The organism is Streptococcus suis (assembly GCF_046032515.1).
GTDB classification, from domain to species: domain Bacteria; phylum Bacillota; class Bacilli; order Lactobacillales; family Streptococcaceae; genus Streptococcus; species Streptococcus suis_AL.
Window position 1 is genome coordinate 17477 of the sequence record NZ_JARQPJ010000027.1, and the last position, 13170, is coordinate 30646.

General features: G+C 41.2%; 13 protein-coding genes and 1 pseudogene. All 14 read right to left on the minus strand.

Annotation, left to right across the window (positions count from 1 at the left end):
• Positions 1-53: 53 nt before the first annotated feature.
• A pseudogene (locus P7J49_RS10340) lies at positions 54-601 on the minus strand (nucleotidyltransferase family protein).
• A 195-nt stretch (positions 602-796) separates the two neighbouring features.
• On the minus strand, positions 797-1114 hold the full coding sequence (locus tag P7J49_RS10345) for a DUF1292 domain-containing protein (RefSeq protein ID WP_004195480.1): 318 nt from the start codon (positions 1112-1114) through the stop codon (positions 797-799).
• 11 nt (positions 1115-1125) lie between these two features.
• The gene (gene ruvX / locus P7J49_RS10350) at positions 1126-1545 is read right to left on the minus strand and encodes a Holliday junction resolvase RuvX (protein ID WP_032498174.1); all 420 of its coding nucleotides are present in this window, start codon (positions 1543-1545) and stop codon (positions 1126-1128) included.
• Positions 1545-1811: an IreB family regulatory phosphoprotein gene (locus P7J49_RS10355; protein ID WP_004195477.1), complete on the minus strand. Its 267-nt coding sequence runs from the start codon at positions 1809-1811 to the stop codon at positions 1545-1547. The genes ruvX and P7J49_RS10355 overlap by 1 nt, the downstream gene beginning before the upstream one ends.
• A 106-nt stretch (positions 1812-1917) precedes the next feature.
• Entirely contained in the window at positions 1918-2316 is a 399-nt protein-coding gene (gene spx, locus P7J49_RS10360; RefSeq protein ID WP_004195475.1) for a transcriptional regulator Spx, read from the minus strand.
• 160 nt (positions 2317-2476) lie between these two features.
• Complete coding sequence (gene recA, locus P7J49_RS10365) at positions 2477-3628, minus strand: recombinase RecA (protein WP_024379975.1); 1152 nt, start codon at positions 3626-3628, stop codon at positions 2477-2479.
• A 51-nt stretch (positions 3629-3679) separates the two neighbouring features.
• Entirely contained in the window at positions 3680-4861 is a 1182-nt protein-coding gene (locus P7J49_RS10370) for a competence/damage-inducible protein A (protein WP_408570622.1), read from the minus strand.
• 36 nt (positions 4862-4897) lie between these two features.
• Complete coding sequence (locus P7J49_RS10375; RefSeq protein WP_408570623.1) at positions 4898-5467, minus strand: DNA-3-methyladenine glycosylase I; 570 nt, start codon at positions 5465-5467, stop codon at positions 4898-4900.
• A gap of 847 nt (positions 5468-6314) precedes the next feature.
• Positions 6315-6905: a Holliday junction branch migration protein RuvA gene (gene ruvA, locus P7J49_RS10380; protein WP_408570624.1), complete on the minus strand. Its 591-nt coding sequence runs from the start codon at positions 6903-6905 to the stop codon at positions 6315-6317.
• Between the two features lie 78 nt (positions 6906-6983).
• Positions 6984-7631, minus strand: a complete 648-nt coding sequence (locus P7J49_RS10385; RefSeq protein WP_408570625.1) for a lysostaphin resistance A-like protein — start codon at positions 7629-7631, stop codon at positions 6984-6986.
• A gap of 14 nt (positions 7632-7645) precedes the next feature.
• Positions 7646-8011, minus strand: coding sequence for a helix-turn-helix domain-containing protein (locus P7J49_RS10390; protein ID WP_052503050.1), 366 nt, complete (start codon positions 8009-8011; stop codon positions 7646-7648).
• Between the two features lie 73 nt (positions 8012-8084).
• The gene (mutL, locus tag P7J49_RS10395) at positions 8085-10022 is read right to left on the minus strand and encodes a DNA mismatch repair endonuclease MutL (RefSeq protein ID WP_408570626.1); all 1938 of its coding nucleotides are present in this window, start codon (positions 10020-10022) and stop codon (positions 8085-8087) included.
• A 117-nt stretch (positions 10023-10139) separates the two neighbouring features.
• Entirely contained in the window at positions 10140-11663 is a 1524-nt protein-coding gene (locus P7J49_RS10400) for a quinol oxidase (protein ID WP_024406762.1), read from the minus strand.
• 190 nt (positions 11664-11853) lie between these two features.
• Positions 11854-13074, minus strand: coding sequence for a bifunctional folylpolyglutamate synthase/dihydrofolate synthase (locus P7J49_RS10405; protein WP_408570627.1), 1221 nt, complete (start codon positions 13072-13074; stop codon positions 11854-11856).
• Between the last annotated feature and the right edge of the window lie 96 nt (positions 13075-13170).

Below are 13170 nucleotides of genomic sequence, written 5' to 3' on the forward strand. Positions count from 1 at the left end.
GAAAAGGCACGATTTCCAACAGGACATTTTTGTCTATCGGATTATATTTTGTTTTATTCTTCATATTTTATGGTTATTACAAGCCATTGTTCTTTCCAGTTTTTCTTTTTTATTCTTTTCTCATATAAATCCATACGTTTAGAATTGACGAGAAAATGAGGAGTTGGTCGTACCAAATAATGATAGATATCATCTAATCCATAAGGTGCAAAAATTTCGAGATTCCCGTTTTTTGTCTGACGGACACCGATTGCGGTACACCTTTCGGGAAATTTTTCTATTGCATCTTTTGACGATTGATATGGAGTGCGTCAGGGCTATGGATATGCATATACACTTGATTTTTTAATTCCCACTGATATTTCGGATATCTTTGATGCAAATTTGCTTCTATTTCTTTCGTTTCTTGATAGGATATTTTTTCATCGTAAAAGATGATATCAATATCCGTTTTTTTATCAAAACGATAGTGATTCCAGATAAAATTACGAATTGTTCCCGCACAAATCCATGAATCCGCTAAGTCTAAATCCTTTACAATCTCCAAAATCCTATTGATATCAGGGTCTTGCGATAAATATTTTCCCAACTCTTCTTTCATACAATCCTCTACCTTCAAGTTGTTCATTGATTTTAGTTATTTTTTCTAGCTTTCTTGTTTTCAGGCTCATGATAAAAAGGTCCACACGGACCTTAATTCGTTCTTTGGTTTTCAAACTCATGATAAAAAGGTCCACTGGACCTTTATTCGCTTTCTTGTTTTCAGGCTCATGATAAAAAGGTCCACTGGACCTTTTTATTCCTCCATAAAGCTGTTGAAGACTTCTTCAATCATATCCCACTCTGCTGTTGCGTCTTCTGGGATTGGTTGGAGGTCGCCTTCTGTGCCATTCTCATTTTCAATATATGAGTAGGCTTGAATTTCAACTTCTCCGTTCTCATCTTCTTCTGCACTTGCAGGAATTAAAAGAACGTAGTTTTTACCAAATTCTTCTTGACCATCAATTGTCAATAAAATTTCAAAAAGTGTTTCATTACCTTGGTCGTCTACCAAAGTAATCAATTCACGCTCGTCGTGATTGTGGTCGTGTTCATGGTCATGATGATGTGCCATTCGTATCTCCTTTAAAATGTTCTATCTAAATAATTTTGTAAAATCAGCTGAGCTGCTAATTTATCGATAACTTTCTTGCGTTTTCCTCGGCTGATATCCGCTTGCTCAATCAACATGCGTTCTGCCGCAACGGTCGTCAAACGTTCATCCTGGTAATCAACCGGTAGTTTGAATTGCTCAATCAATAAATTTCCATAGGCTTGACTAGCCTCAACACGAGGTCCGCTAGTATTGTTCATGTTCTTAGGTAAACCGACAACAAATTTATCAACCTTATATTGTTCAACCAGCTCAGTTAAACGTTGAAAACCAAACTCACCCTTTTCTTCGTCAATTGGAATGATTTCCAACCCTTGGGCCGTGAAACCTAACGGATCTGAAATAGCTACACCAACTGTCTTAGAACCGACGTCTAATCCCATTATTCTCATTAGAGGTCAATCCCATTCCCTTTCAAATAGTAGCGCACCAATTCTTCAATGATTTCATCTCGTTCATGCTTACGAATCTGATTGCGGGCATCATTATAGCGAGGAATATAAGCAGGGTCCCCACTTAATACATAGCCAATGATTTGGTTAATCGGATTATAGCCCTTTTCCTCTAGCGAACGATAAACACCAGTCAATGTCTTGCTGATTTCTTGTTTATCTGTGTCATCCAGACGAAAACGAACTGTTTCTTCCGTGAATCCCATACTTACACCTTCTTTCAATTTTTATTCATTTTCATTATATCATATTTCTAGAACAAGCACAAAGAAAGTGCAAAAAGAACTCCATAAATAGAGTTCTTCCTACTCTTTATAGGGCTGCTCGCATACGAGCTTGTGCATTTTCAACATTTCGAACCGCTCGCGGTAAGAAGGCGCGAATGTCATCTTCTTTGTATCCAACCTGCAATCGTTTCTCGTCAATCAGAATTGGACTTTTCAAAATACGTGGATTAGAGGCAATCAAGTCGATCACTTCATTGACACTTAAATCTTCTATATCAAAATCCAAACTCTTAGCATAGCGATTTTTTGACGATACAATACTTGCAATGCCATTTTCCGTCTTGGTTAAAATATTTAAAATTTCTTCCTTGGTGATTGCCTCTTTAGCCAGATTATGTTCGTTATAGGACAATTGATGGGCATTCAACCAGTTCTTTGCTTTCTTACAAGAAGTACAACTAGATACTGTATAAATTTTAATCATGTAGTCACTCCTTTGCTACATCTTAGTAAGCACATTATAGTCTATTATACCACATATTCCATCCGTCTGTAGACCTATTTTTAAAAAAACTTTAAATTTTTGGGGGAAAATTCGGGTTTTGGTAAGAAAAAAGTTTGGTCTCCCCAAACTTTTTTCGCTTTTATTCTTCTAATTCAATGCCACCATCCAAGTCTAAAATAACATCTTGGACTTCTTCAGTTGCATCAGGGGTTTCCTCTGTCACGACTTCTGGTGCTTCCTCACCTTCAATCAAGCCATAATGAACACGTATCTTGCGGTCAATTTCATCAAAGATTGCTGGATTATCTGCTAAGAATTTCTTAGCATTTTCAGAACCTTGGCCAATTTTTTCTCCATTATATGAATACCAAGCACCTGCTTTTTGGATGATGCCGAGGTTGCTACCAATCTCAATCAATTCACCTGTGCGAGAAATTCCTTCACCGTACATGATTTCAACAACAACCTCTTTAAACGGTGGAGCCACCTTGTTCTTCACGATTTTCACCTTGGTTTCCTTACCAACATTTTGGTCTTTCTTGTCGCCTGTTCCTTTGATTTGTGTGTTTCCACGAACATCCATACGGACAGATGCATAGAATTTAAGCGCACGACCGCCAGGTGTTGTTTCGGGGTTACCAAACATGACACCGACTTTTTCACGTAATTGGTTGATGAAAATAGCTACTGTCTTAGTTTTGTTGATGGATGCTCCGAGTTTGCGCATGGCCTGACTCATCATACGAGCCTGCAAACCAACATGACTATCACCAATATCGCCATCAATTTCTGCACGTGGTACAAGGGCTGCAACCGAGTCAACAACAACCAAGTCAACCGCACCAGAATCGATCAGCTTGCCTGCAATTTCAAGACCTTGTTCCCCTGAGTCTGGCTGTGACAAGAGTAACTCATCAATATTGACACCAAGAGCTGCTGCATAGGCTGGATCTAAGGCATGTTCCGCATCGATAAAGGCAGCAATACCACCATCTTTCTGGGCTTGAGCTACCGCATGAAGAGCAACAGTTGTCTTACCTGAGCTCTCTGGACCATAAATCTCAATGATACGACCTTTCGGATAGCCACCCGCCCCAAGCGCAATGTCGATGGACAAACTACCTGAACTCATGACTTGAACTTTTTGCTCAGCACGCTCACCAAGACGCATGACAGCGCCCTTACCAAAATCTTTTTCAATTGATTTTAGGGCATCATCCAATGCTTTTTTACGCTCATCGCCAAATTTCTTTGTAATATCTTCTAATTTTTTTCCTGGTTTCTTAGCCAATGATTTTCTCCTCTTTTCTTAGTCAAACTATTATAGCAAATATCTGCTATTTCACAAAGTGTTTCGTACAAAATCCCAGGCCTGCAGACAAGCAAGCTGGCGAAGGTATTGCCACGAATAACCACCTAAATCTATCTCTTTTTGGGAAATACCCGAGGTCGTAGCCAAAGTGAGATATACTTTTGCAAGTACGTTGTCCTCTGTTGATTCCGGTTTGATAAGTACAGACACAGCCAAACCCAAATCAGCTTGCAGCTCCTGCCGAATGCAGTCAGCTTCCTCTGATAACCTACCCGATTCTGTCCCTAGCTGACTGATGACTTTTCCTCCGCTAAAATACGGCTGATCAGCCAAAGCCAGGCTCAATTCCGCTTGCAAGAGACCACCTGTCCCCTGTTCGACGATAGCGATGGTTTGTCTTTTCTCCGCCAAACGAGTCGCTACCGTTTTGACCAAACTATTGTCCTCTCCGTAGGCATAGAAATAGTCTGCCAGTTTGTCATGTTGTAAGATGTCTTCTTCCAACTGATTCAAACGTAGATTTGCCTCTTCTTGGCTGGTCGCTTTGGTGGACAAGCGTAAAGTCACCTCTCCAACTTTTGCATAAGAAGCAAGAGTTGGATCTGTCTGCTTATCGATCAAGTCCGCCAAAACAGTCACCAACTGGCTTTCGCCAATTCCAAAAAAGCGTAGGACACGCGAATAAAGTTGCTGCTGAGATTGGGACAGTAAAGGTAAGAGACTCTCAGAAAACATGGCCTTGAGCTCACTTGGTGGGCCAGGCAAAACAATATAGGTTACACCATCTTGCTCAATCATACCACCAACAGCTAAACCAGCTGGATTCTGTAGCGCCTGACTTCCCTCCACAATCTGTGCCTGACGTTCATTATTTGGTGTACGGACACGACCTGGGCGACTGGCAAAGAAACGGTCTAATTTTGCCATAGCCAACTCATCAAACACAAGATTTCTACCTAAAAAGGTCGCCAAGGTCTGCTTGGTCAAGTCATCTTCTGTCGGACCCAATCCTCCACAGAGAATGACCAAGTCGCTCCGCTGACTGGCTACTTCCAGTACAGACAGAAGCCTGTTTTCATTATCTCCAACAGCTGTGTGGAAATAAACATCAATTCCCAGCTCTGCACATTTCTCCGAAAGGAACTGGGCGTTGGTATTAACAATTTGGCCTGTCAAAATCTCCGTCCCAACGGCGATTAGTTCTGCTTTCATATTCCTCCTCTATCTAGGGTGCGATTGTTCGCTCATCTAATTAGTTCGTAATGGATTTCGAAAATCACAAGTTTCCTCGTGCTCATTCAAGAGACCCGCCGCCTGTAAATAGGAATAAACACATACAGGACCTACAAATTTGAAACCTCGCTTTTTCAAATCTTTTGAAATTCGCTCAGACAAGTCGTTCTTGGTCGGCAATTCTCGGAAGGACTTGACAGGGTTGTCGATAGATGTAAAATTAACCCATTCCCAAAGATACGTATCAAACGTACCGAATTCCTCCTGTACTCGAAGAAAGGCCTGAGCATTGGCGCGGGTAGCGTACAGCTTTGCCTTATGACGAATGATGTCTGGATTGGTCAGAAGTCTATCTAACTCGCTATCTGTCATGGCCGCAACCTTTTGAATATCATAGTTGAAAAAAGCAGAGCGAAAAGCCTGGCGTTTATTGAGAACAATTTCCCAGGAAAGTCCTGCTTGGTAGGATTCCAAACAAAGCAACTCAAAAAGAGCCTGCTCATCGTGAAGTGGCTTGCCCCACTCTTCATCATGGTAAGCAATATAAAGTGGATTATTTAGATTAACCCAAGCACAACGGGACATAGAAACTCCTTTTCGTGAATAACTAAAGTGCAAATCAGGATAAACTGACTGAAACACGGCTACGATACTTTGCAAAATTGTCAAACTGAATCCTAAATATCACCGAATAACGCAGTTGACATCTGGCAAAAGGCTTCGTCAAAACTCACCTTTTACCTCTCTGTCATTGCGGAGGTCTCACAACGAAATTTCTTGCAAAATTTCTGTTCGGCCGTCTATTTTCTCTTTGTCCTTCACGTCCTTTGTATCTGGACACGACATGAGCCACAAAAATCGATATTATTTTTGTGACGAATTAGTAAGGTACCTAGGCAAGTCGCAAATAGCGATTGCCGTAGTGAGAGCAGGAAAGAATTCTACAGATAAAAAAGAATTCGTCTTCCTTCCCCCGCACAGTTGATTAGGTCAGATTTGAAGTGTGAAACACGAACAAATCTGCCAATCAACCACTGCGCTGAGATGTTGACTCAAACTTTGAGTAATAAAACAAAACTTTTTAACCATCATACTGGTACGTTAATTGAACACGGCTACGATACTTTGCAAAATTGTCAAACTGAATCCTAAATATCACCGAATAACGCAGTTGACATCTGGCAAAAGGCTTCGTCAAAACTCACCTTTTACCTCTCTGTCATTGCGGAGGTCTCACAACGAAATTTCTTGCAAAATTTCTGTTCGGCCGTCTATTTTCTCTTTGTCCTTTACATCCTTTGTATCTGGACACGACATGAGCCGCAAAAATCGACATTATTTTTGTGGAGAATTAGTAAGGTACCTAGGCAAGTCGCAAGTAGCGATTGCCGTAGTATGATGAGTTACTGTTAGTAACCATCATACTGGTACGTTACTTCATCAACATTTTAAGGGCTGATTTGATGTAATTTTCTGCGGTGTCGGTAGTGCCGTCAAAGAATTTCTTGATTTTCTTGAGTTCGGCTGGGCGGTAACCAAGGGCTTCCATGGCTTCCATAGCTTCGTCGAGGGCGACATTTTCACTGGCAGGTACTGTTGGTTGGACAGGGCCTGCTTCTTCACTCATGACAAACTTGCCTTCCAAGTCCAGAATCATCTGCTGGGCTGTTTTCTTACCAATCTTTGGGAACTTGGTCAGATAAGTAATATTTTTCTGCTCAATAGCCCGCACCAGACCATCGTTATCATCAACAGCAATAATAGCTAGAGCTGTTGTTGGACCAATTCCTGAAACAGAAATCAGACTGAGGAATACAGATTTTTCAGCCTCTGTCGCAAATCCGTAAAGCAAATGAGCATCTTCACGAATCACCTGATGAGTATAGACAGTCACTTCTTGCTGGACTTGTCCTGAATAGGCGTAGGGGTTAGCAACCTGCAAGATATAGCCTACTCCTTGCGTTTCTACCACAATGTATTTTGCGGTTATTTTCGTTAAAATTCCTTTGATATAGTCGTACATATTTTTCCCTTGATCGATGATAATTTTATTCTTAATATTGTATCATAAAAGCCTCGCTATTGATAGCGAAGCCGTATTTCAGTATCCGACGGAGAGGTTTCCTACACAATGAACGAGCATCGGATAACAAAGATTGCCTGTTCTGTGATAGAGATAACCCAAGTAAATACCCGAACAAATCTGGGGAATCGTGTTGATAATTTCTGAACTATCCAGAGATTTAGCATGCCCTAAGCCAAAAATGAGACCTTGTAAGACAATAGCAAACCATGGATTTAAAACATTTTTCAGACTATCCTGTAAAAATTTTCGATAAAAAAGTTCTTCAACAATCGGACCGATGATTCCCACTATCAGCAAAAAGATTGGAAGTGGGACGATTTGGCTTATCTTATTAACTGCTGTGACATTGCCTATACCTTCTGAGATATGGAATGATTTCACTATCAAGTATTGGAGAAAACTTCCTCCATACATGACCAAAAAGTCTGCAAGATAAAACAAAGGGAATTGATAAAGCAGTTTCCAGCTCCACATTTTTCCAAAATCAGTCCAAAGGAGCTTTCTATAGTGGTATATGCCAAGTGCAAATAGCAAGACAAAACTAGCAAGCTGGTAGTAAAGACTATGAGTCGGACTAAATCCTAAATAGCGGTGAAGCTTGACCAGCAGACTGAGCACACCAAGAACAATAAATGCAATAAATAGTCTATCCTTTCGGACCATACGATGACCTCGCTTTATAAAGATTTGGTCAACATGAATTCTTGGATAAGGAAACCGATCAGGAGAAAAACGATGAGGAACGGAAGCAAGAGAGTGGCATTGCCACCGACAAAGATACCTAGACCGAATAGGATTAGGAGAAGCAGGTAATTTATCCAGACCCGCCTTTTCTTAGCCTTGACTTGTAAGCCAATTAACTGGTCAAAAGAGAGATGATAACGTTGGGCAATACCGACTAGACTGGCACTATCAGGTAAGGTGCGACCTTTTTCCCAGTTTAAGACGGTTTGACGTGACACTCCAATCGCTTTTGCCAAGGTTTCTTGCGATTCCTGTCGTTTTGTTCGCTCCATGTGAATAAGCTGTCCAAGATGAGTCATGTTTCCTCCTTTACTTTACAAGCTGGCGGTAAAAATAGCTAGTCCAAATGCTTTTACAGGGGTGTTAAAATCCTTAATACTTCCCTAATTCTCGCAAACTCGTGTGATTTTCTTGAATACGACGGAACATTTTTTCCATATCCGATTTGCTAAAATGTACTAAAACCGGACGACCGTGCGGGCAGTTATAGGGATTTTGGCAGTAAGACAATTGCCGCAATAAATCACGCGCCGAATAATCATCCAAAGCATGGTTGGCCTTGATCGACCGTTTACAAGACATCATGATGGCCAGTTCTGCCCGATACTGCTTGATTGACACCTGATCCGTCAAGAGCAACATATCGCACATCTCATAAATGCCAGACTCAATCTCCTCTTCCTTCATCCAAATAGGATGTTCACGCAGAATAAATTGATTAGCTCCATATTCTTCCAAGTTGACACCAACTTGACGAAGGGCATCCATTTTGTGGACGAGGTCAAGGGCATCATTCTGCGGAAATTCAAAAATATAGGGCACCAATAACTGTTGAGCTGAATTGTCAACCTGTCCAATTTTCTCACGGTAGTATTCGTATTTGACCCGCTCCTGTGCGGCATGCTGGTCAATGATATAAAGTCCTGTCTTACCTTGCGCAAACAAGTAGGTCCCATGCATCTGACCAAAATATTCTAACTCTGGAAATGTCGATGTTTCCTCTCGGTCTAATTTATCTGCCAGTTTTGCCAATTCTTTTGCGCTTAGATTAGGATGCTCCTGATCTTCTGATTCCACCGACTGACGTTCTGCAAATTGAACAGATGTAAGTTTATTTTCGGCAGGCGACTCAACAATCTCTTGCCTATCCTCTTCGAGAGGTTTGACAGCCTCAGCGACCACGTCTGGTTTTAAGAAAAAGTCTTGCTTAATCGTATCATAATAGATTTTTGACTCTCTGAGTGGTAAGGTGCCTTGCTCTGCTTTTACTTTTAGTCGAGTACTTGACTGAGCTAAATTCTCAAGAGCATCTGGTATCAAGTCCTGTTCTTTAAGCGCTTGACTAATCGCCTCTCGAATCAAGGTCATGAGTTCTTTTTCCTTGGAGATGCGAACTTCCTGCTTGGTCGGATGCACATTGACATCAGCAAGATAGGGGTCAATTTCTATAGAAATGACTGCCAGCGGAAAGCGTCCAACCATCAACTTACTGCCATAACCTTCCAAAATAGCTCGATTCAGCAAAAAATTCTTGATATAGCGACCGTTGATGAAAATGGAAATGTAGTTGCGGTTGGCACGAGTCAACTCTGGCAAGGAAACGTAACCTGAAATCTGAAAATCTAGATCTTCTGCCTCAATTTCAACCATTTTTTTGGCAGAAGCAATCCCATAAATCCCTGAAATAGCCTGACGAAGTTTCCCTGTCCCTGCAGTTCTAATTAATTCTCGTCCTTCGTTTACTAAGGCAAAGGCTATTTCCGGATGAGCTAGACTCAATCGATTTACAACATCAACAATATGTGATAATTCAGCCTGTTGACTGCGAACGTATTTGAGACGAGCAGGGGTATTGTAAAATAAATCCGAAACAGTAATCTGCGTACCAACTGGACGACTAACTGGCTCCTCTTTCTCGATGACACCACCTTTGGCCTCCAAATGAAGTCCGTGTGCAGAGTCTGCCGTAGCTGTCTCAATAATCATATGACTGACAGAAGCAATGGAAGGCAGAGCTTCTCCACGAAAACCGAGGGTGCGAATACGAAACAAATCCGATTGACTTTTTATCTTACTGGTAGCGTGACGGCGGAGGGCAAGCGCTACTTCATCAGGGGCAATTCCCTCACCGTTATCCGTAATTTGAATCATTTTAAGGCCAGCCTCTTCAACACTAATTTCAATCTGACTAGCCCCTGCGTCAATGGAATTTTCCACCAACTCCTTAACCACACTGGCTGGTCGCTCAATGACCTCACCAGCCGCAATCTGGTTGGCTAGTATTTCTGGTAGTTCAATAATATGTGACATCATTTCTCCTACATTTCTTTAATAATTTTTCCCGAATGCTTATTTTTCCATTATACCACATATCCACTTTCCCTCCTTTTCCCAGATAGGCTAAAGAAAAAATGACTGCCTGAGCAATCATTCATTCTTTTGATAAATCGTAAAGTAATCCGTTGTCTGAACAGACTGGTACTGTGATTCTAAATTTGTCTTGATTTCATCTAGAATTGGCAAATTCTTATTGACGACTACAAATTTTGCCTCATTTTTATTGATGTCATACATCAAGCTATTTTTATTGTCGTCAGTATTCAGATAGGGTTCTGCTGTAGTAATCGTTGCGGCAGATAAACGTTGACTTGAAAGATAGATGCTTGCGCTATTATCCCAAACATAAATCTTGTCCGAATCTTTCGTTTGTTCACCAATGTAATTGGCAACTTGTTCACGGTCAGTTCTCAAATCTCCCTGTATCAAATAAAGATAAGCAGGTTGAGCGATAATACCCAAGCAAATAGCTAATGGAAGGAAGAATTGACGACGCAAATATCCACGATGATCTTCTACATCCTCATCACGCAGGTAAACGACTGACATCGCAAAACCATACGGTAAAAGAAGAATGAGTTGGCTCCATTGAAAGTTTGCATTCCCAATAATAAAGACACATTGAACTAAGAAAGTCAATAATAGGAGAACTTTGATATAGGTATGTCTTCCTTGTTTGAAAGAAAACACCATTTGGATGAAACTTTTAAAGAATCCAGATAAGAGTAAAAATACAGACACAATCGCCAAGGCTAAATATAGATAGGAATGGTGAAAGTCTAACTGTAAGTTATAAAGGAAAGTTTGTTGAATAGCTGTCCCCAGAATCTGCGCCTCAAAAGCATAATAACCTACCGCATATAGAATCAGAAGAAAACCAAAAATGGTCGCTAATAATTGATAAATTCCTCGAGTAACTTGGCGGTGTTGGATATTAAAAATAAATAAAACTAGACCCGCAACTAACCAAAGAATCAGACTTTTTGGGTAAATTAAAAATACCAATGCCGCATCGATTCCGTAGAGGATAAATGCCTCATCACGCACTGCATTTTCAAAATAGCGGACCAGAAACCACACACTAGTCAAAAGAAACGGAAGAGCAAACATTTCTGCATACATCCCTCCAAAACCAAGTGCAAAAATAAATACATAGAACCAATGACTAGAACTTGTCGCTAGGTGTTCTGACTGACTAAAATAAGCTACAATCTTATAGAAATAGATTCCCGCTATCAGTAACGCTATAAACTGGAGGATTCCAAAGATAATGAAAGTCCCTCCCAGATGACCTAAGAAAGCAAGTAAGTAGAATAATAACCCGCTTGTACCAAAGAAATCACCATAAGGGATTTGTCCATTTGCCATTGCCATCCCTGCATATAAATTTTGAGTTTGTATATTGGTTGCAAATGGCATTAGCAGTGGATTGGCTACGCTAAAAACACTTAAAACTAAACTCCAAACAAGAGCTGGCCAATACTTTGTCTTTAATACTCTTTCATGAAATTCACCATTCAGTTGCACTTGCTGTCTGCGTGATGCTCTACGACTACGCCGATAAGTTTCCTCAGGATGAGTAACTACGTCCGAAACTACATCTAATTCTGTCATTTTCTTCTCCTTGGATTTGCTTTCCTTATTATATCAAAAAGCACTCCCGATGTCATTTCCTATCGGGAGTTCTAGAAATTTTTGCAAACTGTTCTAATTGGCGAAAGGTATGGCGTTTGGTTTTTTCGAATTCCTTTAAAAAGGCTACTGTTTCTGCATGTGTCATACCTATTTATTCGCAAAATGATTGTCATTTTTTAAAAATCCGACGAACTTCTGAGATAAAGTAAAGAGAACCTGTGACAATCAAAATCCCTTGCTCGCTAGATTGCCAGTCTTCTATAAACTGCTGATAGTTCTCAACAAAATCTCGTCCTTGTCGGTTTTCCTCGGACAAGGCACCGTCATAAGCAAAGCTGGTTAGTACAAGAGGAGTATGCGGTAACTTTTCTTCCAATAATTCCAGCATTTCTTGAAAATCCTTGCGTCGAAGGGCAGAAAAAAGAATGGTGACCGGCTCTTCTTGTTCCTGAATAAATTCAACCAAACGTTCGATCGCTGGGACATTGTGGGCTCCATCCAAATAGATTGTTGGCTCTTGAGCAACCAATTCCAAACGACCCGGCCAGCTGGTTTGGGCAAGGGCATTTTTAATTAACGGAGGAAAGGTCGCCTCTTGAATACTTGCCATATAAAGCAAAAAAGTTTGTAGGGCTACGGCCGCATTCTCTTCTTGGTGAGGACCTGCCAGACCCAGAACTAATTCTGACAGGTCTATGTCCGCATTGCTGAACTGTCCTGCTTTATAGGTGAATTCCTGACCAAATTGGTAGACTGGTGCTTGTTTTTCGAGGGCAATTTGGCGACAGATGGCTGTGGTTTCTGGACAAAGTGGTCCTAGGACGACAGGCACGCTTTCCTTGATAATCCCTGCTTTCTGCTCTGCTATTTCCCCTAAAGTCGAGCCTAATAAATCCTGATGGTCCATGCCGATGGAGGTGATAACGCTTAGGGCTGGTGCCACGACATTGGTCGTATCCAAAAGCCCTCCGATGCCCACCTCTACTAGTGCCACATCGGGTTGTTGAGCTTCGAAATAGAGGAACATAATGAGCACCATGACCTCAAAATAGCGAAAAGGCTCATAACGAGTGGCTACTTCCTGCTCCAAGTCGTAGACTTTCTGTAAATAGCGCTGAAAATCAGGGTCTGAAATGGACTGGCTGTCAATACAAATCCTGTCGTGCACACTCACCATGTGGGGGGATACAAAACTACCGACACGCAAGCCGTGAGTCTGAAAGAGCTGGCGCATAAAGGCAATGGTCGATCCCTTGCCGTTGGTTCCAGCGACGTGAATGACCGGAACTGCAAACTGGGGATTCCCTAGCAGTTCTAGGGCATACTCAATCTTTTCCATCTTGTAATGAAACACCTGACCTTGTTTGGTGTTTAACCAATTTTCTAACATAGCCACCTCCTATATATTGTGGCTCTATAATTTCTGTAGTGGGTAAAACCACCGTGGAGATTATGGAGCCTTTTTAAGTATATACAAAAAGTCCCA

Excerpts from the sequence above, each read along its gene's own strand:
- P7J49_RS10405 (WP_408570627.1), bottom strand. The coding sequence starts at position 13,074 with ATGTTAGAAAATTGGTTAAACACCAAACAAGGTCAGGTGTTTCATTAC.
- P7J49_RS10385 (WP_408570625.1), bottom strand. The coding sequence starts at position 7,631 with ATGGTCCGAAAGGATAGACTATTTATTGCATTTATTGTTCTTGGTGTG.
- P7J49_RS10400 (WP_024406762.1), bottom strand. The coding sequence starts at position 11,663 with ATGACAGAATTAGATGTAGTTTCGGACGTAGTTACTCATCCTGAGGAA.
- P7J49_RS10375 (WP_408570623.1), bottom strand. The coding sequence starts at position 5,467 with ATGTCCCGTTGTGCTTGGGTTAATCTAAATAATCCACTTTATATTGCT.
- P7J49_RS10355 (WP_004195477.1), bottom strand. The coding sequence starts at position 1,811 with ATGGGATTCACGGAAGAAACAGTTCGTTTTCGTCTGGATGACACAGAT.
- ruvX (WP_032498174.1), bottom strand. The coding sequence starts at position 1,545 with ATGAGAATAATGGGATTAGACGTCGGTTCTAAGACAGTTGGTGTAGCT.
- mutL (WP_408570626.1), bottom strand. The coding sequence starts at position 10,022 with ATGTCACATATTATTGAACTACCAGAAATACTAGCCAACCAGATTGCG.
- ruvA (WP_408570624.1), bottom strand. The coding sequence starts at position 6,905 with ATGTACGACTATATCAAAGGAATTTTAACGAAAATAACCGCAAAATAC.
- P7J49_RS10370 (WP_408570622.1), bottom strand. The coding sequence starts at position 4,861 with ATGAAAGCAGAACTAATCGCCGTTGGGACGGAGATTTTGACAGGCCAA.
- P7J49_RS10390 (WP_052503050.1), bottom strand. The coding sequence starts at position 8,011 with ATGACTCATCTTGGACAGCTTATTCACATGGAGCGAACAAAACGACAG.
- spx (WP_004195475.1), bottom strand. The coding sequence starts at position 2,316 with ATGATTAAAATTTATACAGTATCTAGTTGTACTTCTTGTAAGAAAGCA.
- P7J49_RS10345 (WP_004195480.1), bottom strand. The coding sequence starts at position 1,114 with ATGGCACATCATCATGACCATGAACACGACCACAATCACGACGAGCGT.